Raw genomic sequence first — 26,032 nt, 5'->3', positions numbered from 1 at the left:
AATGGAGCCGTGGACGAGCCGATACCCGTGACGCGGGCCGTGGATCACGGGACCGCGAAGCTGATGCCCGACGTGGACCGCGAGCGGGCGTGGCTGCTGACCGTGGACGGCGCACCCCAGTCGTACGTGGACCTGGACGAGCCGACGCACCTGGAGTTCGAGTACACGCGTCGCCTCGGGCACGTACTGGACACGGTGGCGGAGCCGGGACGGGCACTGGACGTCCTGCACCTCGGGGGCGGGGCGCTCACCCTGCCCCGGTACGTCGCGGCCACCCGGCCCGGTTCACGGCAGGACGTGGTGGAGGCCGACCTGGGCCTGCTCGCGCTGATCGGAGAGCACCTGCCGCTGCCGTCCGGCACGGGCGTCACGCTGCACGGGGCGGACGCCCGGAAGTGGCTGGAAGCCGCGGCCCCCGACTCCGTGGACATCCTGATCGCCGACGTCTTCGGCGGCTCGCGCATCCCGGCCCATCTGACGTCCACCACCTACGCGCGCGCCGCCGAACGGGCCCTGCGCCCGGACGGCGTCTACCTCGCCAACCTCGCGGACGCGGCGCCCTTCGCCTTCCTCCGGTCCCAACTCGCCACGTTCTCGACGGTGTTCGACGAACTCGCCCTCATCGCCGAACCCGGGGTGCTGCGCGGCCGTCGCTTCGGGAACGCCGTGCTCGTGGCCTCCCACCGGCCCCTCGACACGGCGGCCCTGGCCCGGCGCACCGCCGCCGACGCCTTCCCCGCGCGTGTCGAACACGGCGCCGCGCTCAGGCGCTTCGTCGCCGGAGCCGCGCCCGTCGGGGACGAGGACGCGGTCCCGTCACCCGAGCCGCCCGGCGGATCCTTCGGCATCGGCTGAGAGCGTCCCGCCGGACACCTGGGCGCCTTCGGCGCCGAGCAGCGGGACACCGTCGGCAGGGGACACCGGCGTCCGCTGCGCCACCTGCCGGGTGCGCCGCGTCAGGTGACGTACGTCCGGCACGCACAGCACCGCCGCCGTGACCACCACGACCAGCACGGAGCAGCCCCACAGCGCGGACGTGCGGCCGAAGGCCTGCTCGGCGGGGCCCGCGAGCGCGGTGGCGAGCGGGACCATCGCGACCGAGCCGAACCAGTCGTACGCCGACACCCGGGAGAGCTTCTCCTCCGGGATCTCCTGGTGCAGCGCGGTCATCCACGAGACACCGAACACCTCTATCGCCAGACCGCTGACGAACATCACCGCGTACAGCGTGCCCACCGGGACGGGTACCGCGAGCGCGGCGGCGGGCGCCGCGAGCGGGAAGACGCACAGGGTGCCGGCGAGCAGCAGCCGCCGGGGCTTCCAGCGGGTCATCAGGAGGGCGCCGCCGACGGTTCCGGCGCCGAACGCGCCGAGGGCCAGCCCCCAGGGCCCCGGCCCGCCGAGGCTGTCCCGGGCGACCAGCGGACCGTAGACCGCGTCCGCGGCACCGACGACCGCGACGACCACGGAGAACTGCGCGACGATCGTCCACAGCCAGGGGCGGCCGACGAACTCGCGCCAGCCCTCACGGAGATCGGCGAGCAGACCGCCGCCGGGTTCGCGCGGCGGTATGTGGCCGACGTCAAGGAACGAACGCAGCGCGCCGGCGACGGCGAACGCCACCGCGTCCACGGCGAGCACCCAGCCCGGCCCGATCACGGCCACCAGCGCTCCGCCGAGGGCCGCTCCGCCGAGGCCCGCGCCCTGCATCGCCATCCGGAACACCGCGAACGCGCGGCCGGCCTGCTCGCCGTCGACGGAGGACATCAGCATGCCCTCGGCGGCGGGGCCGAAGAAAGCCTGTCCGGTGCCGCCGAGCGCGGACAGCAGCATCATCTGCCACAGCTGTGGGTGACCGCCGAGGACCAGGAGCGCGAAGGCGCCCTGCGAGACGCAGTTGAGGACGTTGGCGGCGACCATCACCCAATGCCGCGGCAGCCGGTCCGCGACCGCGCCGCCGATGAGCAGGAACAGGACCAGCGGCAACGTCCGCGCCGCCGCGACCAGACCGACGTCGCCGCCGTCGCCGCCGGTGGCGAGCACCGCGAACGCCGCCGCGATGAGCGCGCCCTGGCTGCCCAGGTTGGTGACGACCGCGGCGGCGGTCAGCAGGGTGTAGTTCCGTCCCGCCCAGGAAGGGCGTCGGGTGCGGCGGGGGAGGGCGGCGGCTGAGGTCACCCCGAGACTATCGCCGCCCGCCGCTCGACTTGCCAAACCGATTGCATCCGCATCGAGCGAACGCCCCGCCAGGACTTACCCCGGCCCTCAGGAGTCGGTCGGGGTGCCGTGCAGCCGGACCGTGCTGAGGATCTTCCGGACGGTCGCGTCGGGGACCTCTTCCTTGACGTCCTTCGCTCCGTAGAACGTCCACGAGACGAAGTCGCCCGCCGAGTTCTTGAAGGCGAACGTGGTCGCTTTGCCCTTCGTGTCGCACTTCCCCTTCTCGGGGACACCCGTGGAGTAGGTCGTCGCGACGCTGCCCTTGATGCCCGACGCCGTGGTGTACGTCTCGGGCTTGCCGATCTTCAGCAGCTTCTTCGAGGCGTCCTTCTGGTCGGTGTATCCGCCGAAGACCCACCACGCGGAGTCGTTGCGCGCCACGTCGGCGGTGTTCTTGGCGCCGCTCTGGCCCTTGGTGCCCGCGGCGGCCAGGGACGTGTCACTGTCGTGACCGTCCTTGTCGTCGTCGGACGTGCACCACTTCTCCTTGAGGAACGCGGGCGCGGACATGCCGATGAGCACGGAGCCGTCGCCCTTCTTGTCGTCCTCGAAGCCGATGAAGGTGCCGGGCGTCTCGACGTTCCAGTCCGCCGGAACGTCGAAGGCGGTGCCCCACTTCGGGTTCACCACGACCTTCCAGCCGGCGACCGTCGCCTTCTCCTCGTCGCCGCCGCGCGGATCGTCGTCGCTTCCGCTGACGCTCGCGCTCGGTGACGTCGAGGCGGACGCCTTGGGCGACTTGGACGCGTCACCGCCCGCGTCGTCGTCCTTGTCGCCGCCGCCCAGGACGAGGAACGCGGTGACTCCGGCGGCGATCACCACGGCGGAGGCCGCGACGATCGCGGTGATCTTGGTCTTGTTGCCTCCGCCTCCGCCCCCGCTGCCGCCGGCCGGCCGGGGTCCGCCGAGCGGCTCGGTCGGAGCGCCCCACTGCGGCTGGCCCTGCGGCGGTCCGTACGGCGGGCCGGGCTGCTGATACCCCGGCTGCTGGCCCGGCTGCTGGTAGCCGGGCTGCTGGTAGGGATTCGGCTGCTGGTACCCCGGCTGCTGGTACGGGTTCTGGTCCTGCGGGTTCTGCTCGCCCCCGGGCGGCTGCTGTCCTGGCCACATGGCCGGTAACGATAGAGGGGTCGGAGACCCGAGTGCCATGGCGGTCCCCGAAAGGGCCGGGTCGCCACGGTACTTGCCCCCTTTGGTCCCGGCTTGCGACCGGCGGCGAGGTCTCCGGGTCGCGCGCGCCCGGTGTGCCGGCCGGAGCCGGTGGCGGGCGGCGGGCTGGTCAATGTTTGCTACCCATGGGTAACATCGAGCCATGAGCGCAGACCAGATGACGATCGGCGAGATGCTCGCCGCGACCGTGCCGATGGCCCGGACCCTGAACCTCGAGTTCGTCGAGACCTCTCCGGAGAAGGCCGTCGTGGCGCTCCCGGACCAGGGCGACTTCCACAACCACGTCGGCGGACCGCACGCGGGCGCCATGTTCACGCTGGGGGAGTCGGCCAGCGGGGCGATCGTCCTGGCCGCCTTCGGTGACCAGCTCTCGCGCGCCGTGCCGCTCGCCGTGAGCGCAGAGATCGCGTACAAGAAGCTCGCGATGGGCCCCGTCACCGCCACCGCGACGCTCGGCCGGCCCGCCGCCGAGGTCGTGGCCGAACTCGACGCGGGCCGGCGCCCCGAGTTCCCGGTCGCCATCGCCATCCAGCGCGCCGACGGCGCCGTGACCGGCGAGATGACCGTCGTGTGGACACTCCGTCCCAACGGCTGAGCCGCACTTTTCGCACCGGGCCCTGATCGGGGAGTACGACCCGATCGGGGCCCGCGGTCGTTCCCGGGCCCTGCTGTTCAGGCCGTGGGGCCGGATCCGACCGTGACGGCCGGCAGGGCGACCCCGGTGAGCCGTTCGGCCTCGGTCCACAGGCGGGCGTTGGTCCCGGGGTCGAGCGCCCGGCGGGTGACGCGGGCCGCGACCGTCGGGCCGACGAGGCCGAACCGGCCGCCCGGACCGTAGTAGCCGCCGGCCACCGCGTCGGGGCTGGTGGCCGCGTGCAGGAGCGGCTCGGTGCCCTCCTCGACCTGCTGCTTGGGCAGGAAGTCCAGCGCGTTGAGCAGGGACCGCTTCGGCTTGTCCCGACCGAGACTCGCGCCCGCCGTCTGGAGGTTGGTGACGGTGTAGCCGGGGTGGGCGCCGGTGCTCAGCAGGTTCCAGCCGCGCTCGGCGGCGACGGCCGCGAGCTGCCGGGTCAGGATGAGGTCGGCCAGTTTCGACTGGGCGTAGGACCGGTTGGCGCTGTAGCGGCGGCGCTCCCACTGGAGGTCCGAGAAGTCGATCCGGCCGTAGTTGGCCGTGCCGCTGCTCATCGTGGCGACGCGCGGGGCGCCCGCGTCGAGCAGGGCGGGCAGCAGCCGCACGGTGAGCGCGAACGGGCCCAGGAAGTTGCTGCCCATCTGGAGCTCGAACCCGTCCGCCGTGGTCATCCGGGTCGGTGGCGCCATCACGCCCGCGTTGTTGACCAGCAGGTCGAGCGGGGTGCCGTCGGCCAGGATCCCGTCCGTGAACTCCTCGACCGTCGCGAGGTCGGCGAGGTCGACGCGGCGCACGTCGAGCCGGGCCCGCGGATGGCGGGCGAGGATCTCGGCGCGGGCCTGCTCGCCCTTGGCGACCGTGCGCACGGCCATGATCACGTGTGCCCCTGCGGCGGCGAGCCGTCGGGTGGCCTCCTTGCCGGTGCCGCTGTTGGCCCCCGTGACCACGACGAGCTTCCCGGTCAGGTCCGGCACGGTGTACATGAGAACTCCCTCGGCAGGTTCAAAAGACCAGCGGTCTTTTCTGTCCTTCGAACGTAGCAGACCGATGGTCTGATAACAACAGACCGGGGGTCTGTAGCCTGGGGCCATGAGTACGCCCTTCCAGCGCGCCCGCAGCGAGGAACAGCGCGCCGTGCGCAAGCAGGCCATCCTCGACACCGCCGCCGCGATGCTGGCCGAGATGCCGGTCGCCCGGCTGAGCCTCAACGAGCTGAGTCGTCGCGTCGGGCTCGCGAAGTCGAACGTGCTGCGCTACTTCGAGTCCCGCGAGGCCGTGCTGCTCGAACTCCTCGACGCCGCCGAGCGCGAGTGGCTGGCGGGACTGGAGGGGGAGTTCGGTGAGGCCGTCGACGGGGACGCCTCCCTGGCCGAGCGCGGCGACCGGGTGGCCGGTGTGCTCGCGGCGTCCCTCGCGGCGCGCCCCGTTCTGTGCGATCTGATCAGCGCGCAGGCAGCCGTCCTCGAACGCAACGTCTCGCCCGTCGTCGCCGCCGAGTACAAGCACACCGCGATCGCCAACGTCGGTCTGCTCGCCCGGCTGGTGCACGCGCGCGTGCCCGAACTGGGCGACCGTGACGCCGGACGGTTCGCCGCCGCCACCATCATGGTCGCCGGAGCGGCCTGGACGCACTCGCAGCCCTCCGCCGCGATGCTCGCCGCCTACGAGGCCGACCCCCGACTGGCCGCCCTGCGGCTCGACTTCACCGAGGTCCTGCGCGAGATGCTCGCGGTCGTCGTCGCGGGCCTGCTCGCCCGTGCGGCACGCGACGACGCCGACTCCGCGCCCGGAGCCTGACCGGCCCGCCCCTGTCCCGCCCGGGCAGGGCGCGGTCCGGCGGACCGCACTCCTTCGGTTCTTGTCCGACTGCCCGCTGTTTCTGTTCACTTCATTGACACGAGTCACCTCGGGTCATAGTTTTCGCGCCGTACCCACGGTGTCTGACGGCCGGTCAAGTCGGCTTCTGGGCAACCGCGTTCAAGGACCGAACGCGACGGCCGCCGGCACCCGTACACGCGGACCACGACGACGTGCCCGCGCACCGAAGGAGTGACGGCTCATGTCCCACACCTTTTCCCGGCGATCGGCCCTGCGACTGGTCGGCGGCGCCGTGGCGGTCGCCGCGGCCACCACCGCTCCCGGCTTCGTCCCCGGCGCCCACGCGGAACCCGGACCGGGCGCGGGCCCGCGCGTCGAGGGCCTGATCCGCAGACTCACGCTCGACGAGAAGATCTCCCTCCTGCACGGCGCGACCGACCCCGAGTCGCTCGGCCAGGCCGGCTTCGTCCCCGGCGTCCCCCGCCTCGGCATCCCCTCCCTGCGTCTCGCCGACGGTCCGGCGGGCGTCCGTGTCACCCGGCACGCGACGGCCCTGCCCGCCCCCGTCCTGCTGGCCTCCGCCTTCGACCCGGCACTGGCCCGCCGCTACGGCCAGGTCATCGGACGCGAAGGGCGCGCCCTCGGCCAGGACGTCCTGCTCTCCCCGATGGTCAACCTCATCCGGGCCCCGTACGCGGGCCGCAACTTCGAGACCTTCAGCGAGGACCCGCTGCTCGCCGCGGACCTGGTCGCCGCCGAGATCCGGGGCATCCAGGGCGAGGGACTCATCGCCACCGTCAAGCACTTCGCGCTGAACAACCAGGAGAAGGACCGCCAGTCCGTCGACGTCGTCGTGGACGAGCAGACCCTGCACGAGGTCGAACTCCGCGGCTTCGAGGCCGCCGTCGACGCCGGCACCGGCGCGGTCATGGGCGCCTACAACAAGGTCGACGGCACCTACGCCTGCGAGAACCGGCCGCTCCTGACCGGCATCCTGCGCGAGCGGTGGGGCTTCGACGGCTGGGTGATGACCGACTGGTTCGCCGCCCACAGCACCGCCGCCGCGATCACCGCGGGCCTCGACATGGAGATGCCCGACGGCACCTACTTCGGCGCGGCCCTGAAGTCCGCGGTCCGGAGCGGCGGCGTGGCCGAGGCGTACGTGGACCGCGCCGTGCGCCGGATCCTCGGGGTGATGGACCGCTTCGGCCTGCTCGACGGGAGCGCTCCGGCCCGCCCGGCCCGCGACGCGAAAGCGGGCGCGGCCGTGGCCCTGGAGGTCGCCACGGCCGGAGCCACCCTGCTCCGCAACGAGCACCACGCGCTGCCCTTCACCGGCGCCGCGGCACGCGACATCGCCGTCGTCGGGCCCACCGGCATGCTGCCCTTCGTCAGCGGCGGCGGCAGCGCGCACGTGGTGCCCGACCACGCCGACAGTCCGCTCGACGCCATCAGGGCCCGCGCCGGACGCGGCGCCCGCGTCTCCTACGCGCTGGGCGAGGACCTGTTCGGCAAGGCCGTCCCCGCGAGCGCGCTGAGCCCGGCGCTCACCACCGAGGGGCAGAACGTCCCCGCGGGACAGGCGTGGTCGTACGACGGAACCCTCACCGTCGCCGAGGCCGACGAGTGGACGCTGGTCATCCACTACTCGGGCGAACGCCCCAAGGTCCTTCTCGACGGCCAGGACCTCTTCCCCGTGGCACCCGGTTACGGGGAGTACTTCTCCGGCGGCCTGGTCTCCGCAGCACCCGACGGCCTGGCGGTCCGGCGCGCGACCCTGAACCTTGCCGCGGGTGCACACACGCTGAAGATCACCGCCGACGGGGGAACCGCCGGGCAGGTCTTCCGGCTGCGGCGCGTCACCGGCGCCACCCGCGCCCAGGACGTCGCCGAAGCCGTCCGCGCTGCGCGGGCCGCCCACAGTGTCGTCCTGTTCGCCTACGAGGACGCCACCGAGGGCCTGGACCGCACGACCATCGCCCTCCCCGGGCACCAGGAACACCTCATCGAGGCGGTGTCGGCGGCGAACCCGCGCACCACCGTCGTCCTCAACACCTCGTCCTCCACGTCCATGCCGTGGCTGCGCCGCACCGCGGCCGTGCTCCAGATGTACTACCCGGGCCAGGAGGGCGCCGCCGCCACCACCGCCGTCCTGTTCGGCGACCGCGATCCCGGGGGCCGGCTCACCCAGTCCTTCGCCGTCGACGACGACCACCACCCCGTGGCCGGCGACCCGCGCCGCTACCCGGGCGTCGACGGCACCGAGGAGTACTCCGAGGGCATCCACGCCGGATACCGCTGGTACGACGCCGAGGGCGTGCGCCCGCTCTTCCCGTTCGGCCACGGACTCTCGTACACGTCCTTCGCCTACGACGACGTCCGTGTCCGGCAGGACCGGCGCGGGCTGCGGGTCGAGTTCACGGTGCGCAACACCGGGCGGCGCGACGGCATCGAGGTGGCGCAGGTCTACGTCGGGCCCTCACCCCGGCTCGAACTCGACCAGGCGGTGCGGGCGTTGGGCGGCTACCGGCGGCTCGCGCTGCGCGCGGGGGAGCGGCGACGGGTCACCGTGCGGGTCGCGGCACGCACCCTCTCCTCCTGGGACCCGAAGAAGCACGGCTGGGTGCTCGGAACCGGGCACCGGACCGTCTGGGTCGGGGCGTCCTCGCGCGACCTGCGGCTCAGGACCACCGCGGAGGTGCGTGCCTGACCCGGAGCCGGTGCGCCGCGGGCCCGTCCCGCCGTCCGGTCGCCCGCGCCGCCCCTGCCCCGCGCCGGCGGGCCGGGGCGGCTGTCGGGTCCGCACGACCGGACCCCGGTCCGGAGCGACCAGGTAGGCTTCCGGGCGTGCGCTCCGGGGGAAGCGCGCGCCGGGTGACCGAGCGAGACGCAGCCGCCCGAGTCAGGCACAGCTCAACGGGAGGAACCGGCGTTGCACGTCCAGGAGTGGCTCGAGACGGTGCCCGCGGTCAGTATCTACGCGCTCGTGGCCCTGGTCATCGGCGTGGAGAGCCTGGGCATCCCGTTGCCCGGAGAGATCGTCCTCGTCTCGGCGGCCCTGCTCTCCTCGCAGCACGCCGGCATCAACCCCGTCATCCTCGGAGCCTGCGCCACCCTCGGCGCGATCGTCGGCGACTCCATCGGGTACGCGATCGGCCGCAAGGGCGGGCGCCCCCTGCTCGCCTGGCTCGGCGCGAAGTTCCCCCGGCACTTCAGCGAGGGCCATGTGGCCACCGCCGAGCGGTCGTTCCAGAAGTGGGGCATGTGGGCCGTGTTCTTCGGCCGCTTCATCGCCCTGCTGCGGATCTTCGCGGGCCCGCTCGCGGGTGTCCTGCACATGCCGTACTGGAAGTTCCTGATCGCCAACGTCCTCGGCGGCATCGTCTGGGCGGGCGGCACCACCGCCGTCATCTACTACGTCGGTGTCGTCGCGGAAGCCTGGCTGAAGCGCTTCTCGTGGCTGGGTCTGGTCCTGGCGGTGCTCATCGGTCTCGGCTCGATGCTGATCGTCCGCCGCAGGGCGAACAAGGCGTCGGCGGAGCACGAGGCGGCGGAGCCGGAGCCCGTCCCCGCCGCCGACTAGCAGCCCGCCTCCCGGGTGGGACCGCCTACGCGTGGATCCCGCGGTGCGCCTTGGCCAGTTCCACGTACAGCGTGCCGTTCAGGGTGATGCCCTCGCGCTCCTCGTCGGTGAGCTGACGCCTGACCTTGGCGGGCACCCCCGCGACCAGTGAGCCCGGCGGGACCTGCATGCCCTGCGGCACCAGCGCCTGCGCGGCGACCAGCGAACCGGCCCCGATCACGGCCCCGTTGAGCACCGTGGCGCCCATGCCGATCAGACAGTCGTCCTCGACGGTCGCGCCGTGGAGCACGGCGTTGTGGCCGATGGAGACCCGCTCCCCGACGGTGATGGGGAAACCGGGGTCCACGTGGAGGCTGCAGTTGTCCTGCACGTTGCTGTCCGCGCCGATGACGATCGGCCCGCAGTCGGCCCGCAGCACCGCGCCGTACCAGGCGCTCGCGCCCGCGTGCAGCGTGACGTCCCCGATGACCACCGAGGTGGGCGACACGAACGCCTCCTCGTCGACCTGCGGGTCCTTGCCGCCGATTCCCTTGATCAGCGCCTGCTGAGTCGTCACCGTGTCACCGTCTCGTCGTCTCGTCGGTTGTCGTCGCACGGCCGGTGGCACCGGCCGCACCGGCACCGTATGCCATCGCCTCCGCCCCCGGTGGGGCGAAGATCACAGCGGTGCGACGGCGTCCGCGTACCCCGCGCTGAGTACCGTGAGCGGGTGCCCAGGAGCAAGAACACGTTCTCATCATGGCGGCGACGTCTCGCGCAGCGCGCCGTCCACGCGGGCTGGGCCTGGGCGCAGCGCACGGGTGCCGTCACGGCCGAACACCCGGGGCGGTTCCGCTTCGGCGCCATCGGGCCGAGCACCCGGCTGGCCTTCCCGCTCGGCACGGTCTTCGGGGAACCCTGGATCCATCTCGGCTCGCACTGCATCGTCGCCGAACAGGTCACGCTGACCGCGGGTCTGATGCCCGACCTCGACCTCGGCCCCGAGCCGATCCTGCGCGTCGGGGACGGTGTCGTGCTCGGCCGCGGCAGCCACGTCATCGCGGACACGACCGTCACGATCGGCAGCGACTGCTACTTCGGGCCCTACGTGTACGTCACGTCCACGAACCACTCGTACGACGATCCGCACCAGCCCATCGGCCGGCAGTGGCCCCGGATGGAGCCCGTGGAGATCGGCCCTGGCTGCTGGATCGGGACCGGGGCGGTGATCCTGCCCGGTGCGCTGATCGGCCGGAACGTCGTGGTGGCGGCCGGCGCGGTCGTACGGGGCACGGTGCCCGACCATTCCGTGGTCGCCGGGGCGCCCGCGCGCGTCGTCCGGAGCTGGGACCCCGTGGCCGGATGGCAGCCGCCGCTGCGGACGCCGCCGCCGGTGCCGATCCCCGACGGGGTGACCCCGGACCAGTTGTCGGCGCTCTCGGGGCTCGACGAGGAGACGGCCGCGCGCCTCGCCGCGCTGGACCCCGACACGGCGGACGCCTCCGGTGACGTACCCGTGCAGACCGGGGACGTCCGCGCCGAGTCCTGACCCGCGCGGTCCACACCCGGCCCGCGGATCAGCCCGTCGCCAGCAGAACCGTGCCGACCAGGGCGAGTCCCGCTCCGGCGGCCTGCACGGCACGCAGCCGCTCACGCAGGAGGCCGCGCGCGGCCAGAGCCGTGACCACCGGGTAGAGCGAGGCGAGGACGGCGGCCACGGTGACCGGGCCGTGCTGGGCGGCCACCGAGTACGTGCCGTTGGCCGCGACGTCGGCGAGGCCCACGAAGGCGAGCGCGGGCACGGACGCCCAGGGGAAGCCGCCCTCGGGAAGGGCCGACGCCCCGCGTCGCACGGAGACGGCCAGGGCCGCGCCGCCGGTCACGACGTTCGTCACGCGCTGCACGAACAGGGCCAGGAACAGTCCGGTGACCGACGAGGACGCCTCCGCGATGAGCGCGAACACCGTGCCGAACCCGGCGGCCGCGATCAGCGTGAGGAGGATCGCCCGCCGCTGCACGGGCGCCCCGCGCAGCTGTGGCCCGCCCGCGAGCACGACCCCCGACACGGCGACGGCGATGCCCGCGACCTGCAGCAGTCCGGGACGCTCGCCGAGGAAGAGGCCCACGCCGATCGGGACGGCGACGGCCAGCGAGCCCAGCGGGGAGACCACACCCATCGGGCCGAGCGCGAGCGCCTTGTAGAAGGAGAGCAGGGCGACCGGACCGACCAGGCCAGCCGCGAAGGCGAACCACAGCTGCGGTCCCGCCGCGCTCCAGGCACCGGTGACCAGCACGATCGCGCCGAGTACCACCGCCGCGATCGACTGGGAGACCACCACCACCGTGAGGGCGGGCGTGCGGCGGGTCAGCAGGCCTCCCCCGAAGTCCGCCAGACCCCACAGGAGGCTGGTGGCCAGGGCGAAGAGTGCTGTCACGGGGGCCTCGCAGTACAGTTCGGTGGACGATCAGGTGCACCACACGATAGTTCACCTGGTTGAACTCTGTCATTCAAAATATTGGACGGAATGTGTCGGATCTCGACCTGCTGACTCAGTCCCTGGGGCGCAACGTCAGACGCTGGCGCGCCGAGCGCGGCTTCACCCTGGAAGCGCTCGCCGCCCGCGCCGGAGTCAGTCGCGGCATGCTCATCCAGATCGAGCAGGCCAGAACCAACCCCAGCCTCGGCACCGTCGTCAAGATCGGCGACGCGCTCGGGGTCAGCATCACCACCCTGCTCGACTACGAACAGGGGCCCCGCGTCCGGATCGTCCCGGTCGAACAGGCCGTACGCCTGTGGCACACCGACGCCGGCAGCTACAACCGGCTGCTGGCCGGGACCGAGGCCCCCGGCCCGCTGGAGATGTGGGACTGGCGGCTCATGCCGGGCGACGGCAGCCCCTCCGACCCGCACCCCGCCGGCACCGTCGAACTCGTGCACGTCCTCGCGGGCGAGATGACACTGACCGTGGACGGTGTCGAACACCGCGTCCCCGAGGGCGCGAGCGCGTCCTTCGAGGCCAACACCCCTCACACGTACGCCAACAAGGGCGAGGTCCCGGTCGACATGGTGATGGCCGTGTCGGTCCCGCTGGTCCACTGAGCCGCCGGGCGCCCGGTCCCCGTTCGCCGGGCGGACACTCCCGCGAGGCCGGTCCGTACGGCTGTTAGCGTGCCGTCATGCGCGCACCGATCGGACACTTCGACCACGCCGTCCCCGCCCCCGACTGCCTGGACGAACTCACCCGCCCCGTCGCCGACGCCGTACGCGGCTGGCGCGGAGCCACCCCCGCCGAGCAGATCGTCCACGTCGACACGAACCCCGAATGGGCCGACACCGCCACCTTCGTCGAGCACTACGGCAAGGAGCTGCTCGACCGGTCCGCCAACTGTGTGGTCGTCGCCGGCAAGCGCGGCGGTGAGACGACCCTCGCCGCCTGCGTCGTCCTGTCCGCCACCCGCGTCGACGTCAACGGCGTCGTGCGCCGCCAACTCGGAGCGCGCAAGGCCTCGTTCGCCCCGACGGACACGGCGACCGGTGAGACCGGCATGGAGTACGGCGGCATCACCCCCATCGGACTACCCGCCGAATGGCCGGTGTTGGTGGACGCGGCCGTCGTCGCGCTGCCGTACGTCCTCGTGGGCAGTGGGCGCCGGCGCGGCAAACTCCTCGTACCGGGAGCCGCGTTCGCGGAGCTGCCGAACGCGGTGGTGCTGGAGGGTCTGGGCCTCGTCTGACCCCTCCGCCGGGGAACGGAGGCCGTCATCGGCCTCCGTGCCCCGCCGGGGCTCGTTCAGGCGGTGACGTGATGTGCCAGCCGCCCGTGCGGGTCCGCCTCGCCGGGCAGCGGCGCCGGGTCGGCGTGGACGAGGGCGGCGGTCAGCTTCGGGACCGCGTGCAGCAGGGCGTGCTCGGCCTCGACGGCGATGGCGTGGGCCCGGCGCACGGTCGCCTCGCCGTCCACCACCACCGCCACCTCCGCGCGCAGCCGGTGCCCGATCCAGCGCAGCCGCAGCTCGCCCACGTCGCGCACACCCGCCACGTCCCGCAGTGCGCGTTCGGCGCGGTCCACCAACTCCGGTTCCACGGCGTCCATCACGCGCCGGAACACCTCACGGGCCGCGTCCCGCAGCACCACCAGGATGGCCACCGTGATCGCCAACCCCACCAACGGGTCGGCGAGTTGCCAGCCCAGGGCCGAGCCGCCCGCACCCGCCAGCACCGCCAGCGAGGTGAACGCGTCGGTACGGGCGTGGAGTCCGTCCGCCACCAGCGCCGCCGAGCCGATCTCGCGGCCGACCCGGATCCGGTGCCGGGCGACCCACTCGTTCCCGGCGAAGCCGATGAGCGCGGCGGCCGCCACCACCGGAAGGTGTCGCACGGGGTGCGGATCGAGCAGGCGGCCGACGGCTGCCCAGGCCGCGAAGCCCGCGGACGCGGCGATCGTCAGCACGATCACGATGCCCGCGAGGTCCTCGGCCCGTCCGTAGCCGTAGGTGAAACGCCGGGTCGCCGCACGACGGCCCAGCACGAACGCGATCCCGAGCGGTACGGCCGTCAGCGCGTCGGCCGCGTTGTGCACGGTGTCGCCGAGCAGGGCGACCGACCCCGTCAGCACCACGACGACCGCCTGAGCCAACGCCGTTGTGCCGAGCACGGCCAGCGACACCCACAGCGCGCGCATGCCGCGGGCCGACGACTCCAGCGCGGCGTCGACACGGTCGGCCGTGTCGTGGGAGTGCGGGGCGAGCCGATGGCGCAGCCGGCGGATCAGGCCGGGGGACCGGTCGCCGGCCGGGTGACGGTGGCCTACGTGGTCGTGATCGCCGTGCGGGTGAGCGTGCTCGGTCCGGTCCTGATCGCCGTGCGGATGTGGACGCGGATGCGGCTGCCGGTGCTCGGTGCGGTCGGGATCGCCCGCGGTGCGACGGTGATGGCCGTGGTGGTCGTCCCCGTGCGCGTGGTGGCGGTGGCCGGCGCCGTGATCGTCGTGGTGGCCGTCCTCGTGACGGTGCCGGTCGTGCACGGGCGTCCCCTTCCGGTGCGCGGGAGTGGACGCACGGCGCCCACGACGCCATTATGTGCGTATGAGCGCACGCATGCACCTATCACCTGCGCACGATGCGCACCCGCGCAGCCCCGGCGAGGAACAGTTCGAGCTCGCGGCCGAACTCCTGGCCCTGCTCGGCGACCGCACGCGCCTGGCGCTGCTGCACGCGCTGGCCGACGGCGAGGCGGACGTCACCACGCTGACCGAGGGCTGCGGGGCCGCCCGCCCCGCGGTCAGTCAGCACCTGGCCCGGCTCCGTCTCGCCGGGCTGGTGAACACCCGCAAGGACGGCCGCAGGGTGATCTACTCGCTCGGCGACGGCCATCTGCGCCGGGTGGTCGACGAGGCGCTGAGCCTGGCCGACCACCGGCTGTCCGACCGTCCCGCGCACGACTGAATCCGCGCGTCGGCCCGGAACTCAGGACGCCGCGGGACCACCCGGGGGCGCCGTGTCGTCCTCGCCCTCCTCCATCAGGTTCGCCGCCGCGCCCACGATGCTCGGGTCGGGCAGGCCGACGACCTCCTCGTCCTTGTCGGCGTAGGCGAACCGTGCCAGCACACTGCGCATCGCCTCGACGCGGGCCCGCTTCTTGTCGTTGCTCTTCACCACCGTCCAGGGCGCCTGCTCGGTGTCCGTCTCGCGGAACATGGCGACCTTGGCGGCGGTGTAGTCGTCCCAGCGGTCCAGCGAGGCCAGGTCCATGGGACTGAGCTTCCACTGCCGCACCGGATCGACCTGACGGATCGTGAACCGGGTGCGCTGCTCGCCCTGGGAGACCGAGAACCAGAACTTGATCAGATCCACGCCGTCGTCGACGAGCATCCGCTCGAACGCGGGCGTCTGCCGCATGAAGCGCCGGTACTCGTCGTCGCCGCAGAAGCCCATCACCCGCTCCACGCCGGCCCGGTTGTACCAGGACCGGTCGAACATCACGATCTCGCCCGCCGTCGGCAGATGCTCGACGTACCGCTGGAAGTACCACTGACCTCGTTCCCGCTCGGTGGGCTTCTCCAGGGCGACCACCCGCGCGCCGCGCGGGTTGAGATGCTCGGTGAAGCGCTTGATCGTGCCGCCCTTGCCGGCCGCGTCACGCCCCTCGAAGACGATGACGAGCCGCCGTCCCGTCTCCTTGATCCAGCTCTGCAGCTTCAGCAGTTCTATCTGCTGGAGCCGCTTGTGCCAGTCGTACTCCTTGCGCTCCATGCGCTGTTCGTACGGGTAGTTCTCCCGCCAGGTGTCGACCGTGCTGCCGTCCGGCCGGATCAGTACCGGGTCGTCGTGGTCGGTGTAGTCGACCCGCATGCCTGCCAGCAGTTCCGTCATCCGGCCCTCCCTCTCTCGTGGTGCGCGTACCCCGTCGACCCGGTTCTTCCCGCAGGTCAGTGGAACTGCGGCACGATCAGATAGATCCCGTACGCCACCACGGCCGCGCAGGCCAGGAAGCAGAGCCCTGCCTGGGCGATCCCCAGGGCGCCGCCGCCGGAGGTGCCGGTGTCGCCTTCGCGAGCGGCCTCGACCCGGGCGAGCCCGAGCACGCCGAGGGCGAAGACGACGACCACGGCCACGGTGACTCCCGTGCTCACCGCGGCGACCTCGCCGAGTGCGGTCCAGTCGAGATGCATGTCCGGAACTCTCCCTGACTCAGGCGGCCGAGCCGACGCCGGCCGGCGACGCCGTGCGGACGGAGACCTCGTGGTGGTCGTTGACGTTCGAGGCGTGCACCGGGTTGCGGCGCGAGGCGGCCACGATGAACGCGGCGACTGCCGCCGCGACGAGCGCGATCACCACGGTGCCGAAGGTCCCGCCGTGCTTCACCACGCTCGCCGACACACCGCCGACGAACGCGGCGGCCGGCAGGGTCACCAGCCAGGCGACCGCCATCCGCCCCGCCGTGCCCCAGCGCACCTCGGCCAGCCGCCTGCCCAGCCCGGCGCCGAGGATGCCGCCCGAGCAGACCTGGGTGGTGGAGAGCGCGAAACCGAGGTGGGCGGAGGTGAGGATCACGGTCGTGGAGGCGGCCTCGGCCGCGAATCCCTGCGGGGACTGGATGTCCGTGAGGCCCTTGCCCATGGTCCGGATGATCCGCCAGCCGCCGATGTAGGTGCCGAGCCCGATCGCCAGACCCGCCGACGCGATGACCCAGACCGGCGGGCCCGCGTCGTGGCCGAGCGCACCCGCCGAGATCAGGGTCAGCGTGATGACCCCCATCGTCTTCTGCGCGTCGTTCGTCCCGTGGGCCAGCGACACCAGCGAGGCGGAGGCGATCTGGCCGAGCCGGAAGCCCTTGGTCACCGACTTCTCGCGGGCCCGGGCGGTGATCCGGTACGCGAGGTACGTGGCCAGCAGGGCGGCGACACCCGCGACGACCGGCGAGGCCACCGCCGGGATCAGGATCTTCTCGAGCACCTTGTCGAAGTGGACGCCTTTCGCGCCCGCCCCCACCCACACCGCGCCGATGAGCCCGCCGAACAGGGCGTGGGAGGAACTGGACGGAAGCCCGAGCAGCCACGTCAGCAGGTTCCACAGGATCGCCCCGACCAGTCCCGCGAAGATCATGCCGGGGGTCACGAGGGTGTCGTCGACGATCCCGCCGGAGATCGTCTTGGCGACCTCGGTGGACAGGAACGCGCCGCCCACGTTCAGAACACCACTGATGAGGACGGCAGTTCTGGGCTTGAGCGCACCCGTGGCGATGGATGTGGCCATCGCGTTCGCCGTGTCATGGAATCCGTTGGTGAAATCGAAGGCCAGAGCCGTGACGATGACGACCGCCACGAGGAACGTGATGTGGTCCATCCCTCGATGAAAGCAATCGGAGGCGTACGCAGGGAGAACCGGAGGCAAAGCGCACGCATGGCCGAGTCGAGATGGACGTGCGTTCACGACGTTTCGGACGGCGTCCACCCGTGCGGACGTCGCTGACGGGCCGTCAAACCGCTTGCCCGCCGACGGATGTGCTGATCAGGATGACGGTCATGCCGACCTTCGCCGCACCCGACGGAACCCGACTCGCCCACCACAGCAGGGGCGAGGGCGCGCCGCTGCTCTGTCTGCCCGGCGGGCCGATGCGCGCCTCCGCCTACCTCGGTGACCTCGGAGGGCTGACACGCCACCGCCGGCTGTGCCTCCTCGACCTGCGGGGGACCGGCGCCTCGGACCGCCCGGCCGACCCGGCGACATACCGCTGCGACCGCCAGGTCGACGACGTGGAGGCGTTCCGGACGCGCCTCGGACTCGACCGGGTCGACCTGCTCGCCCACTCGGCGGGCGGCGACCTGGCCCTCCTGTACGCGGTCCGGTACCCCGGGCGCGTCCGCTGCCTCACCCTCGTCACCGCCCGGGCGCGAACGCTCGGTGTCGACTTCACGCCGGAGCATCGGACGGAGGGGGCAGCGCTCCGCTCGGGGGAACCGTGGTTCGAGGGCGCGCACGAGGCGTACGCGCGGATCTGGGCCGGCACCGCGAGCGATGCCGACTTCGACGCGGCCACCCCGTTCTTCTACGGCCGTTGGGACGCGGCCGCACGCGCGCACGCGGCGACCGACGTCGACCAGACCAACGAGGAGGCCGCCGACGGCTACGCGACGCCGGAAGCCTTCCGGCCCGTTGTCGCCCGGTCGGTGGTCGCCGCCTGGAACGTGCGGGTGCTGCTCGTCTCGGGTGCCCTGGACAGCGGCCCGCTGCCGCGCGTCGCCGCGACCGTCGCGGACCTCTTCGCGCACGCCGAGTCGGCCGTCCTGCCGGGGGCGGGGCACTTCCCCTGGCTCGACGATCCGCGGCTCTTCACGGACACGGTCGAGGGATTCCTCGGCAGTCAGGATTGAGTGGAACGGTCTCACCGGAACTCCCGGAGACGGGTCCGTGGGAGGGCCGAAGGAAGTGAACCGGCCCTAGGCCAGGCGTAGATCGACCCATTGCGCCGTCTCGCCCGGCAGGACGTACCGATCGATCTCCACGAACCCGTGGTGTCGGGCGAAGCGCAGTCCTGCCTCGTTGGCCGCCAGGACGACCGTCTCGATCGTCCCGGCGTCCAGCGCCCGGGCCTCCTCCAGGCCGCGCGCGTACAGCTCCTCGCCGAAGCCCCGTCCGCGGTGCTCGGCCAGCACGCGCGCGATGACGGTCGCCGTCCCGCGGTCCCCGGCCGGCGGACGAACGGTCGTGCAGCCCACCAGGACGTCACCGAGGTAGGCGACCTCCAGACGGTTGCGCCGGACCCGCTCCCGCACCTCGTCGAGCGACAGGGCCGCGGGAGGGACGATCACGTTGTGGACGTGCTGCCAGTCCGTGAGACGGGCGTCGTCGTCGGGCTTCTCGATACGAAGTCTGGGCACCGGAGCAGGAAACCCTCACGGGCCGTCCGGCGTCAACGGCGTTCGCGGGCAAGGCCGTCCGGACGGCGCCGGGGCGGTCGCGCCGGCCGGTTCAGCCCAGACGCGGGATCTCGATCGCGGGGCAGCGGTCCATCACCATGTCGAGCCCGGCGGCGCGCGCCCGCTCGTAGGCCCTCTCGTCGATCACGTCGAGCTGGAACCACACGCCCTTGGCCCCGATGGTGACGGCCTCGTCCGCGACCGGACCGGCCAGCCCGCTGTTGACGAAGACGTCGACGACATCGACCTCGAAGGGGATGTCCGCCAGCGAGGCGTACCCCTTCTCCCCGTGGACCGTCTCGGCCTTCGGGTGCACCGGGACGATCCGCTTGCCGAAGCGCTGGAGGACGTCGGCGACGCCGTAGGCCGCGCGGTGCTGGTTCGAGGAGAGCCCGACGATCGCCCAGGTGTCGCCCAGCTCGGTGAGGATCTTGCGGATCGTTGCCTGGTCGCCGTACACGCTCGGCCTCCTCGTGGGTCCCTGAGTGGGTCCCTGACATGAGTGCTCGGCCGTCCGGCCGCTCACCAGGGACAACGGCTCGCGTCACGCGGTGATTCCCGCCGGTTCCCAGCGGTTCGCCCTGTCGTCGCCCGGACGTCCAAGAAGCTGCCGAACGTGGTGCGGCCCGGCACCGGAAGGCCTCGCGACCGGGAGCGTCTGTCCGGAATGGCTCCCACCTCCCCGCCCCCGGCCGCCCACCCGCCTAGGCTCAGCTCGTGCTCCGTATCCTCGACGCCCGTACGGGCGAACTCATCGACGCCGCCCGCGCCCGCCGCGGTCTGGTCCGGGTCCACGCGCGCGTGGACACGTTCGACGCCACGGCGCTGCGGGTGCTGGTCTGCGCCGACGTCCTGGTGCGGGCCCTGGAGGTCGGCAGCAACCCCGTGTGGGCGACGCTGACGTCGGCCGAGGATCCTGCGGACGCGGACAGGCTGCGGGAGAGCGCGGCCGGACTCGGCATCAGGCCCTTCGAGGAGCATCACGACACCGGGACGGGACCGGTGGCGACCCAGACCGTCGAGGCGCGCGCCACCGGCGGCACCCCGACGGACGCCGTCCGGTTCGAGGTGGCGCCGGTCGACACCGACGGAGGCCCGGTTCCCGTTCCCGCCGACCCCACCGTCCTGCGGCTGGCGCTGCTCGCGCCCCGCAGGGACCAGCCGCTGCGTCTCGACGCGGCAACGCTGGCCGACGCCGAGGGCACGCTCAAGCGCTGGCGCGGCGCCGTCGCCGGCTGGGCCACCCGGCCGTCCAAGGCCGTCCCCGACGACGTACGCCTGCGGCTGCGCACAGCCTGGGAGGACGACCTGGACATCCCCGCCGTGCTGGACGTGCTGCGCTGGATGGAGACGTCCGAGGTCGCGGAGGGCGCCCGCTTCGAGTCCTACGCCTACGCCGACCGGCTGCTCGGCCTCGAACTCACCCGCGAGATCGGTTCGACGTGGTGAACCGGCGCGCCCAGGCCGGTCCGCGGCGCAGACTCGTCGTGCTGCGGCACGCGAAGTCCGCCTACCCGGCCGGAGTCCCCGACCACGAGCGCCCGCTCGCGCCGCGCGGCCTGCGGGACGCGCCCGCCGCCGGCCGCGCCATGGCCGACGCCGACTGGATCCCCGACCTCGCGCTCTGCTCCACCGCCGTACGCGCCCGGCGGACCTGGGAGCTCGCGGCCGACCAGTGGGGCACGCCGCCGCCGGTACTGGTCGACGAACGGCTGTACGCGGCGGACGTACCCGAGCTGCTCGAAGCGGTGCGCGAAGTCCCCGAACGCGTGCGGACGTTGTTGCTGATCGGGCACAACCCCGGACTGGAGGAGCTGATCCTCACGCTCGCCGGGGACGGCCTCGACGACACACTGGACCAGGTCAGGACGAAGTACCCGACCTCGGCCGTCGCCGTCCTCGTCTGGCACGGAGCGGGCTGGCACGAACTGGCGCCCGGCACGGCACTGCTGACGGACGTCGCCGTGCCACGCGGCAAGAAGGCCTGATCCGGCACCGGAGGGACGGGGGCCGACCGCTCGCCGGCCGGCCCCCGTCCCTCCGGTGCCGGTCGGGCGGGCACCGCCGTCGGGCACGCGCGCGTACAGCGCATACGCTGGGACGATGCAGGACGAGTACCGCACCGTGGCCCGCGCGGGTGTCCACGAGACCGAGATCAACCGCTCCCGTTTCCTGTGCGCCCTGGCCCCGGCCGCCACCGAGCAGGAGGCCCAGGACTTCATCGCCGGCGTCCGTAAGCGGCACGCCGACGCGAGCCACAACTGCTCCGCCTACGTCATCGGTGCCGACGCGGCCGTGCAGAAGGCGAGCGACGACGGAGAACCGGGCGGCACCGCGGGCGTCCCCATGCTCCAGATGCTGCTGCGCCGCGACATGCGGTACGTCGTCGCCGTCGTCACCCGTTACTACGGCGGGGTCAAGCTCGGCGCCGGTGGACTGATCAGGGCCTACGGCGGCTCGGTGGGCGAGGCGCTGGACGAACTGGGCACCATCACCCGCCGCCGGTTCCGGCTGGCGACCGTCACGGTCGACCACCAGCGGGCCGGCAAGGTGGAGAACGATCTGCGCTCCACCGGGCGCGAGGTACGTGATGTTCGTTACGGCGAGGCGGTCACCATCGAGATCGGGCTGCCCGACGCCGACGTGGCCGCGTTCCGCGCCTGGCTGGCCGACGCGACAGCGGGGACAGCCGGATTCGAGCTGGGCGGGGAGGCCTACGGAGACGTGTGACAGGCAGGGCGAACAGGACGAAACGGTCAACTCCGTGGCGGTCATGACGGGCTGATACGGGAGTAACCGCCCGTGATGTCAGACCCGGCCGTTACCCTTCGGGGATCATGAGGCTCCTGCACACTTCCGACTGGCATCTGGGCCGGGCGTTCCACCGGGTGAACATGCTCGACGCCCAGGCCGAGTTCATCGGCCATCTCGTCGACACCGCGCGCGAGCGCGAGGTGGACGCCGTGGTCGTCTCGGGAGACGTGTACGACCGTGCCGTCCCGCCGCTCGCCGCGGTCCAGCTCTTCGACGACGCCCTGCACCGGCTGGCCGACCTCGGCGTGCCCACGGTGATGATCTCCGGCAACCACGACTCGGCGCGGCGTCTCGGCGTCGGCGCCGGCCTCATCGACCGGGCGGGCATCCACCTGCGGACCGACGCCGCGGCCTGCGGCACCCCCGTGGTGCTCACCGACGGCCACGGCGACGTCGCCTTCTACGGCCTGCCGTACCTCGAACCGGCCCTGGTGAAGGACGAGTTCGGCGTGGAGAAGCCGGGCCACGAAGCCGTGCTGGCCGCCGCGATGGACCGGGTCCGCGCCGACCTCGCCACGCGCGCCCCTGGCACCCGCTCCGTCGTCCTCGCCCACGCCTTCGTCACCGGCGGCGCGGTGAGCGACAGCGAGCGGGACATCACCGTCGGCGGGGTCGCCTCCGTGCCCGCCGGGGTCTTCGACGGCGTCGACTACACCGCCCTCGGCCACCTGCACGGCAGCCAGACCATCAGCGAGCGCGTGCGCTACTCGGGCTCCCCCCTGCCGTACTCCTTCTCGGAGGCCGACCACCGCAAGACCATGTGGCTGGTGGACCTCGGACCCGACGGCTCCCTGGACGCGGAGCGGATCGACTGCCCCGCCCCGCGCGGCCTCGCCCGCGTCCGCGGCCACCTGGAGGACCTGCTCGCCGACCCGGGCCTCGCGCGCCACGAGGACGCCTGGGTCGAGGCCACCCTGACCGACCCGGTGCGGCCCGCCGACCCCATGGCCCGGCTGACCGAGCGCTTTCCCCACACGCTCAGCCTCGTCTTCGACCCCGAGCGCGCCACGCAGGACCCCGACGTCTCGTACGCGCGACGGCTCGCCGGCCGCAGCGAACAGGAGATCGCCGAGGACTTCGTCGCCCACGTGCGCGGAGCCGGCCCCGACCCGAGCGAACAGGCCGTGCTGCGGGACGCGTTCGACGCCGTCCGCGCCGACGAGACCGTACGGGAGACCGCCCGGTGACGCCCCACCCCCCGGGGATCACCCGCCCGGACATCGAGAGGACCCGATGAGGCTGCACCGCCTGGACATCACCGCCTTCGGCCCCTTCGGCGGCACCCAGCGGGTCGACTTCGACGAGCTGTCCGCCGCAGGGCTCTTCCTGCTGCACGGACCGACGGGCGCCGGCAAGACCTCCGTCCTCGACGCCGTCTGCTTCGCGCTGTACGGCGCGGTCCCCGGCGCCCGGCAGAGCGGCCAGGGCCTCGGCCTGCGCAGCGACCACGCGGCCCCCGCCACCCGCACCGAGGTCCGCCTCGAACTCACCGTCGCCGGCAGGCGCCTGGAGGTCACCCGGCAGCCGCCCTGGGCGCGCCCCAAGAAGCGCGGCACCGGCACCACCACCGAGAAGGCGCAGAGCTGGCTGCGCGCCTACGACCCCGCGGCCGGCGCGTGGACGGACCTCAGCCGCTCCCACCAGGAGATCGGCGAGGAGATCACCCAGCTGCTCGGCATGAGCCGCGAGCAGTTCTGCCAGGTCGTGCTGCTGCCCCAGGGAGACTTCGCGCGCTTCCTGCGCGCCGACGCCGAGGCCCGCGGCAAACTGCTCGGCCGGCTCTTCGACACCCACCGGTTCGCCGAGGTCGAGAAGCGCCTCGCCGAGCGGCGCCGTGCCACCGAGGCCGAAGTGCGCTCCGGCGACGCCGCGTTGCTCGCCGACGCCCACCGCATGCACCAGGAGGCGGGGGACACCACCGAGGTTCCCTTCCCCGACCTGGCCCCGGGCGATCCGGGTCTCGCCGAATCCGTGCTCGCCTGGGCCGCGGTCGCCCGCAGCACCGCGCGCGAGCGGTCGACCATCGCCCACTGCGCGCGCCGGGCCGCCGAGTCGGCGCAGGCGGCGGCGGACCGTGCACTGGACGACGTACGTGAAGTGGACCGGCTGCAGCGCCGGTTCACCGAGGCGCGGGAGCGGGCCGCACGCCTGGAGGACCGCGCCGAGGCCCACCAGGACGCCCGGACACGCATGGAGCGCGCCCGCAAGGCAGAGGCGGTCGCTCCCGCGCTCGACCTGCGCGAGGCGGCCGAGGCCGAGCACCGGCGGGCGGCCGACGCGGAGGCCCGCGCGCGGGCCGCCCTGCCGGAGACGTTCGCCGGGGCCGGAGCCCCCGGACTGGCCGTCGCCGCACGCAAGGCCGCGGAGGAACTCGGCGGCCTGGAATCGGCACGCCGCGCGGAGCGCCGCCTCATCGAACTCGGCACGGAACGCGCCGCACTGGACCGCCAGGAGCGGGCCGACGAGGACGTCCTCCAGGACACCGAGAGCTGGCTCGCCGACTGCGAGAACCTGCGCGCGGACATCGAGACACGGATCGAGGCCGCGCAGGACGCCGCCTCCCGCGCCGAACAGCTCGGCGTCCAGCGCGACCCCGCGATCAAGCGGCTCGGCGCGGCCCGCCAGCGCGACCAGTTCGCCCGGGACACCGAGGACGCCCACGAGCGGACCCTCACCGCGCGCGAGACGGCCACCGAGGCCCGCACCCGGTGGCTCGACCTGAAGGAACAGCGCCTCCAGGGCATCGCCGCCGAACTCGCCGCCGGCCTCGTCGACGGGGAGGCCTGCGCGGTCTGCGGAGCCACCGAACACCCCGCCCCCGCCCGGAAGATCGCCGGACACGTCGACCGCGAGACGGAGGAGCGCGCCCTCGCCGCCTACCAGCGCGCCGACGAGGAGCGCGCCGACGCCGAACGGCGCCTCGGCGTCGTCCGCGAGGCCCTGGCCGCCGCCACCGCCGAGGCCGGAGACGCACCGACCGGACAACTCACGCAAGAGACCGACGAGTTGGAGCGCGCCCTCGACCAGGCGCGCAGAGCGGCCTCCGGGCTGCACGCGGCACGCGAGGCCCGTGAGCAGACCGAGCGGGAACACCGGCAGCGGCTGGCCTCCCAGCAGGAGGCCTCCCGCCGGGTCGCCTCACGCGCCTCCCTCAGGGACGCCCTCGACCGCGAGAAGGCCTCGCTGGAAGGGGAGTTGGAGCAGGCGCGCGGTGCCGCCGTGAGCGTGACCGTGCGTGCCGCCCAGCTGGAGCGGCAGACCGCGCTCCTCACCGAGGCGGCGGACAGCGCCCGCGCGTTCGAGGACACCGCGCAGCGGCTGAAGGACGCCGACGCGCGACTGGCCGATGCCGCCTTCCGTGCCGGGTTCGAGACCCCGCAGGCCGCAGCCGACGCGTTGCTCGACGACGAGGCGCATCGCGACCTTCAACGACGGCTCGACGCCTGGCAGTTGGAGGAGTCCGCGGTCCGCGCCGTGCTCACCGAGGCCGGCACGGCGGACGCCGCCCGCCGCCCGCCCGCGGAGCTGCCCGCCGCCGAGCGTGCCGCCGAAGCGGCCGACCGGCGCCTGCGGGAGGCCGCCTCCGCGCAGGACGCGGCAGCCCGCCGCTGCACCGAGCTGGACGGCCTCTCCGCCCGCGCGGCCAGGGGAGTGGTACGGCTCGCCCCACTGCGTGCGGAGTACGACCGTGTGGCCGGGCTGGCCGGTCTCGCCGCGGGCACGTCGGCGGACAACGAACGCAAGATGCGCCTGGAGTCGTACGTGCTCGCCGCCCGTCTGGAGCAGGTGGCGGCCGCCGCGACCGTACGCCTCCAGCGCATGTCCTCCGGGCGCTACACCCTCGTGCACTCCGACGACCGCGCCGGCCGTGGCCGCAGCGGGCTCGGTCTGCACGTCGTGGACGCGTGGACCGGACGCGAGCGCGACACGGCGACGCTCTCGGGTGGCGAGACCTTCTTCGCCTCCCTCGCCCTCGCCCTCGGTCTCGCGGACGTCGTGACCGACGAGGCCGGCGGGGTCCGGCTCGACACGCTCTTCATCGACGAGGGCTTCGGCAGCCTCGACGACCAGACCCTCGACGAGGTCCTCGACGTCCTCGACTCGCTGCGCGAGCGCGACCGCAGCGTCGGCATCGTCAGCCACGTCGCCGACCTGCGTCGTCGCATCCACGCCCAGCTCGAAGTGGTGAAGGGGAGGACGGGGTCGGTCGTGCGGCAGCGGGGCGCCGAGGGATGACCGGGGCGCTCACCGCAGCGCGATGCAGACGACGGCGGGCGGAGCCTTCGGCAGCCTGAGCCTGAGCCTGAGCCTGAGCCGGACCGGAACCCGCCTGTGGTCCTGGGTGCCCTTCACCACCGCGTCGACGGGGACGGACGCGGGGTGTGCCCTCCGCGT

26 protein-coding genes are annotated in these 26,032 nt (G+C 73.2%); 15 read left to right on the top strand and 11 right to left on the bottom strand.

Translation table 11 applies throughout. The annotated features are described in order from the left end of the window. Positions 1 to 9 precede the first annotated feature (9 nt). Positions 10 to 855, top strand: a complete 846-nt coding sequence (locus AB0C62_RS03490) for a fused MFS/spermidine synthase (RefSeq protein ID WP_362969406.1) — start codon at positions 10 to 12, stop codon at positions 853 to 855. Here AB0C62_RS03490 and AB0C62_RS03485 read toward each other — a convergent pair. Both AB0C62_RS03485 and AB0C62_RS03480 read right to left on the bottom strand, forming a co-directional pair. Beyond that, positions 817 to 2,178, bottom strand: coding sequence for an MFS transporter (locus AB0C62_RS03485; protein ID WP_362969405.1), 1,362 nt, complete (start codon positions 2,176 to 2,178; stop codon positions 817 to 819). The two genes, AB0C62_RS03490 and AB0C62_RS03485, sit on opposite strands and share 39 nt — an antisense overlap. Before the next feature lie 87 nt (positions 2,179 to 2,265). Beyond that, positions 2,266 to 3,330 (bottom strand): hypothetical protein, encoded by a 1,065-nt coding sequence (locus tag AB0C62_RS03480; protein WP_362969404.1) that lies wholly within the window; start codon positions 3,328 to 3,330, stop codon positions 2,266 to 2,268. A 217-nt stretch (positions 3,331 to 3,547) separates the two neighbouring features. Between AB0C62_RS03480 and AB0C62_RS03475 the strand changes: the two genes are divergently transcribed. Beyond that, a complete protein-coding gene (locus AB0C62_RS03475) occupies positions 3,548 to 3,985 on the top strand; it encodes a DUF4442 domain-containing protein (RefSeq protein WP_362969470.1) in 438 nt (145 codons plus the stop codon). Positions 3,986 to 4,062: 77 nt separating this feature from the next. Here AB0C62_RS03475 and AB0C62_RS03470 read toward each other — a convergent pair whose 3' ends face one another. Continuing rightward, positions 4,063 to 5,007, bottom strand: a complete 945-nt coding sequence (locus AB0C62_RS03470) for an SDR family oxidoreductase (RefSeq protein ID WP_362969403.1) — start codon at positions 5,005 to 5,007, stop codon at positions 4,063 to 4,065. 106 nt (positions 5,008 to 5,113) lie between these two features. On the opposite strand from AB0C62_RS03470, the gene AB0C62_RS03465 reads away from it, so the two are divergent. From AB0C62_RS03465 to AB0C62_RS03455, 3 genes are all read left to right on the top strand, one after another. Beyond that, positions 5,114 to 5,821, top strand: coding sequence for a TetR family transcriptional regulator (locus AB0C62_RS03465; protein WP_362969402.1), 708 nt, complete (start codon positions 5,114 to 5,116; stop codon positions 5,819 to 5,821). A 262-nt stretch (positions 5,822 to 6,083) separates the two neighbouring features. Then, positions 6,084 to 8,552: a beta-glucosidase gene (locus tag AB0C62_RS03460; protein WP_362969401.1), complete on the top strand. Its 2,469-nt coding sequence runs from the start codon at positions 6,084 to 6,086 to the stop codon at positions 8,550 to 8,552. Positions 8,553 to 8,774: 222 nt separating this feature from the next. Beyond that, positions 8,775 to 9,425 (top strand): DedA family protein, encoded by a 651-nt coding sequence (locus tag AB0C62_RS03455; RefSeq protein ID WP_362969400.1) that lies wholly within the window; start codon positions 8,775 to 8,777, stop codon positions 9,423 to 9,425. A 25-nt stretch (positions 9,426 to 9,450) separates the two neighbouring features. Here AB0C62_RS03455 and AB0C62_RS03450 read toward each other — a convergent pair whose 3' ends face one another. Beyond that, positions 9,451 to 9,981, bottom strand: a complete 531-nt coding sequence (locus AB0C62_RS03450; RefSeq protein WP_362969399.1) for a gamma carbonic anhydrase family protein — start codon at positions 9,979 to 9,981, stop codon at positions 9,451 to 9,453. 153 nt (positions 9,982 to 10,134) lie between these two features. Between AB0C62_RS03450 and AB0C62_RS03445 the strand changes: the two genes are divergently transcribed. Beyond that, entirely contained in the window at positions 10,135 to 10,953 is an 819-nt protein-coding gene (locus AB0C62_RS03445) for an acyltransferase (RefSeq protein WP_362969398.1), read from the top strand. Between the two features lie 28 nt (positions 10,954 to 10,981). On the opposite strand, the gene AB0C62_RS03440 is transcribed toward AB0C62_RS03445, so the two are convergent. Continuing rightward, the gene (locus AB0C62_RS03440) at positions 10,982 to 11,839 is read right to left on the bottom strand and encodes a DMT family transporter (protein WP_362969397.1); all 858 of its coding nucleotides are present in this window, start codon (positions 11,837 to 11,839) and stop codon (positions 10,982 to 10,984) included. 92 nt (positions 11,840 to 11,931) lie between these two features. Between AB0C62_RS03440 and AB0C62_RS03435 the strand changes: the two genes are divergently transcribed. Next, complete coding sequence (locus tag AB0C62_RS03435) at positions 11,932 to 12,504, top strand: XRE family transcriptional regulator (RefSeq protein ID WP_362969396.1); 573 nt, start codon at positions 11,932 to 11,934, stop codon at positions 12,502 to 12,504. 77 nt (positions 12,505 to 12,581) lie between these two features. Further along, positions 12,582 to 13,139 carry a YbaK/EbsC family protein gene (locus AB0C62_RS03430; protein ID WP_362969395.1) on the top strand — a complete coding sequence of 186 codons (558 nt, stop codon included), beginning with the start codon at positions 12,582 to 12,584 and terminating at the stop codon, positions 13,137 to 13,139. Positions 13,140 to 13,195: 56 nt separating this feature from the next. On the opposite strand, the gene AB0C62_RS03425 is transcribed toward AB0C62_RS03430, so the two are convergent. Then, positions 13,196 to 14,176, bottom strand: coding sequence for a cation diffusion facilitator family transporter (locus AB0C62_RS03425; RefSeq protein ID WP_362969469.1), 981 nt, complete (start codon positions 14,174 to 14,176; stop codon positions 13,196 to 13,198). 325 nt (positions 14,177 to 14,501) lie between these two features. Between AB0C62_RS03425 and AB0C62_RS03420 the strand changes: the two genes are divergently transcribed. After that, positions 14,502 to 14,849, top strand: a complete 348-nt coding sequence (locus AB0C62_RS03420) for a metalloregulator ArsR/SmtB family transcription factor (protein ID WP_362969394.1) — start codon at positions 14,502 to 14,504, stop codon at positions 14,847 to 14,849. A gap of 21 nt (positions 14,850 to 14,870) precedes the next feature. Here AB0C62_RS03420 and ppk2 read toward each other — a convergent pair whose 3' ends face one another. Genes ppk2 through AB0C62_RS03405 form a run of 3 tightly spaced genes read right to left on the bottom strand, consistent with a single transcriptional unit; the run spans position 14,871 to position 17,249 of the window. Beyond that, on the bottom strand, positions 14,871 to 15,776 hold the full coding sequence (gene ppk2, locus AB0C62_RS03415) for a polyphosphate kinase 2 (protein WP_362969393.1): 906 nt from the start codon (positions 15,774 to 15,776) through the stop codon (positions 14,871 to 14,873). 56 nt (positions 15,777 to 15,832) lie between these two features. Then, on the bottom strand, positions 15,833 to 16,075 hold the full coding sequence (locus AB0C62_RS03410) for a hypothetical protein (RefSeq protein WP_362969392.1): 243 nt from the start codon (positions 16,073 to 16,075) through the stop codon (positions 15,833 to 15,835). A 19-nt stretch (positions 16,076 to 16,094) separates the two neighbouring features. Further along, a complete protein-coding gene (locus AB0C62_RS03405; RefSeq protein WP_362969391.1) occupies positions 16,095 to 17,249 on the bottom strand; it encodes an inorganic phosphate transporter in 1,155 nt (384 codons plus the stop codon). Between the two features lie 179 nt (positions 17,250 to 17,428). Between AB0C62_RS03405 and AB0C62_RS03400 the strand changes: the two genes are divergently transcribed. Further along, the gene (locus AB0C62_RS03400; RefSeq protein WP_362969390.1) at positions 17,429 to 18,277 is read left to right on the top strand and encodes an alpha/beta hydrolase; all 849 of its coding nucleotides are present in this window, start codon (positions 17,429 to 17,431) and stop codon (positions 18,275 to 18,277) included. Positions 18,278 to 18,343: 66 nt separating this feature from the next. Here AB0C62_RS03400 and AB0C62_RS03395 read toward each other — a convergent pair whose 3' ends face one another. Together AB0C62_RS03395 and AB0C62_RS03390 are read right to left on the bottom strand one after the other, a co-directional pair. Beyond that, positions 18,344 to 18,784 (bottom strand): GNAT family N-acetyltransferase, encoded by a 441-nt coding sequence (locus AB0C62_RS03395; protein ID WP_362969389.1) that lies wholly within the window; start codon positions 18,782 to 18,784, stop codon positions 18,344 to 18,346. Between the two features lie 91 nt (positions 18,785 to 18,875). Beyond that, positions 18,876 to 19,283 carry a CoA-binding protein gene (locus AB0C62_RS03390; RefSeq protein WP_362969388.1) on the bottom strand — a complete coding sequence of 136 codons (408 nt, stop codon included), beginning with the start codon at positions 19,281 to 19,283 and terminating at the stop codon, positions 18,876 to 18,878. Between the two features lie 257 nt (positions 19,284 to 19,540). Here AB0C62_RS03390 and AB0C62_RS03385 point away from each other — a divergent pair, with 257 nt between their 5' ends. The 5 genes from AB0C62_RS03385 (at position 19,541) to AB0C62_RS03365 (ending at position 25,873) form a co-directional block, all read left to right on the top strand. After that, complete coding sequence (locus tag AB0C62_RS03385; RefSeq protein WP_362969387.1) at positions 19,541 to 20,272, top strand: hypothetical protein; 732 nt, start codon at positions 19,541 to 19,543, stop codon at positions 20,270 to 20,272. Then, on the top strand, positions 20,269 to 20,811 hold the full coding sequence (locus tag AB0C62_RS03380) for a histidine phosphatase family protein (RefSeq protein ID WP_362969468.1): 543 nt from the start codon (positions 20,269 to 20,271) through the stop codon (positions 20,809 to 20,811). The genes AB0C62_RS03385 and AB0C62_RS03380 overlap by 4 nt, the downstream gene beginning before the upstream one ends. A 115-nt stretch (positions 20,812 to 20,926) precedes the next feature. Then, on the top strand, positions 20,927 to 21,553 hold the full coding sequence (locus tag AB0C62_RS03375) for a YigZ family protein (RefSeq protein WP_362969386.1): 627 nt from the start codon (positions 20,927 to 20,929) through the stop codon (positions 21,551 to 21,553). Positions 21,554 to 21,660: 107 nt separating this feature from the next. Next, complete coding sequence (locus AB0C62_RS03370) at positions 21,661 to 22,824, top strand: exonuclease SbcCD subunit D (RefSeq protein ID WP_362969385.1); 1,164 nt, start codon at positions 21,661 to 21,663, stop codon at positions 22,822 to 22,824. Between the two features lie 46 nt (positions 22,825 to 22,870). Next, complete coding sequence (locus tag AB0C62_RS03365) at positions 22,871 to 25,873, top strand: SMC family ATPase (protein ID WP_362969384.1); 3,003 nt, start codon at positions 22,871 to 22,873, stop codon at positions 25,871 to 25,873. Positions 25,874 to 26,032 lie beyond the last annotated feature (159 nt).

The sequence above is a fragment of the Streptomyces sp. NPDC048643 genome (assembly GCF_040650615.1).
Classification (GTDB): Bacteria; Actinomycetota; Actinomycetes; order Streptomycetales; family Streptomycetaceae; genus Streptomyces.
The sequence above is the reverse complement of the archived record's forward strand: the minus strand, read 5'-3'. Positions and strand labels throughout refer to the sequence as shown.

Bases quoted from the DNA above. Each gene is read 5' to 3' on its own strand.
- AB0C62_RS03480 (WP_362969404.1), bottom strand. From the start codon at position 3,330: ATGTGGCCAGGACAGCAGCCGCCCGGGGGCGAGCAGAACCCGCAGGAC.
- AB0C62_RS03475 (WP_362969470.1), top strand. From the start codon at position 3,548: ATGACGATCGGCGAGATGCTCGCCGCGACCGTGCCGATGGCCCGGACC.
- AB0C62_RS03470 (WP_362969403.1), bottom strand. From the start codon at position 5,007: ATGTACACCGTGCCGGACCTGACCGGGAAGCTCGTCGTGGTCACGGGG.
- AB0C62_RS03465 (WP_362969402.1), top strand. From the start codon at position 5,114: ATGAGTACGCCCTTCCAGCGCGCCCGCAGCGAGGAACAGCGCGCCGTG.
- AB0C62_RS03460 (WP_362969401.1), top strand. From the start codon at position 6,084: ATGTCCCACACCTTTTCCCGGCGATCGGCCCTGCGACTGGTCGGCGGC.
- AB0C62_RS03430 (WP_362969395.1), top strand. From the start codon at position 12,582: ATGCGCGCACCGATCGGACACTTCGACCACGCCGTCCCCGCCCCCGAC.
- AB0C62_RS03420 (WP_362969394.1), top strand. From the start codon at position 14,502: ATGCACCTATCACCTGCGCACGATGCGCACCCGCGCAGCCCCGGCGAG.
- ppk2 (WP_362969393.1), bottom strand. From the start codon at position 15,776: ATGACGGAACTGCTGGCAGGCATGCGGGTCGACTACACCGACCACGAC.
- AB0C62_RS03410 (WP_362969392.1), bottom strand. From the start codon at position 16,075: ATGCATCTCGACTGGACCGCACTCGGCGAGGTCGCCGCGGTGAGCACG.
- AB0C62_RS03405 (WP_362969391.1), bottom strand. From the start codon at position 17,249: ATGGACCACATCACGTTCCTCGTGGCGGTCGTCATCGTCACGGCTCTG.
- AB0C62_RS03400 (WP_362969390.1), top strand. From the start codon at position 17,429: ATGCCGACCTTCGCCGCACCCGACGGAACCCGACTCGCCCACCACAGC.
- AB0C62_RS03375 (WP_362969386.1), top strand. From the start codon at position 20,927: ATGCAGGACGAGTACCGCACCGTGGCCCGCGCGGGTGTCCACGAGACC.
- AB0C62_RS03370 (WP_362969385.1), top strand. From the start codon at position 21,661: ATGAGGCTCCTGCACACTTCCGACTGGCATCTGGGCCGGGCGTTCCAC.
- AB0C62_RS03365 (WP_362969384.1), top strand. From the start codon at position 22,871: ATGAGGCTGCACCGCCTGGACATCACCGCCTTCGGCCCCTTCGGCGGC.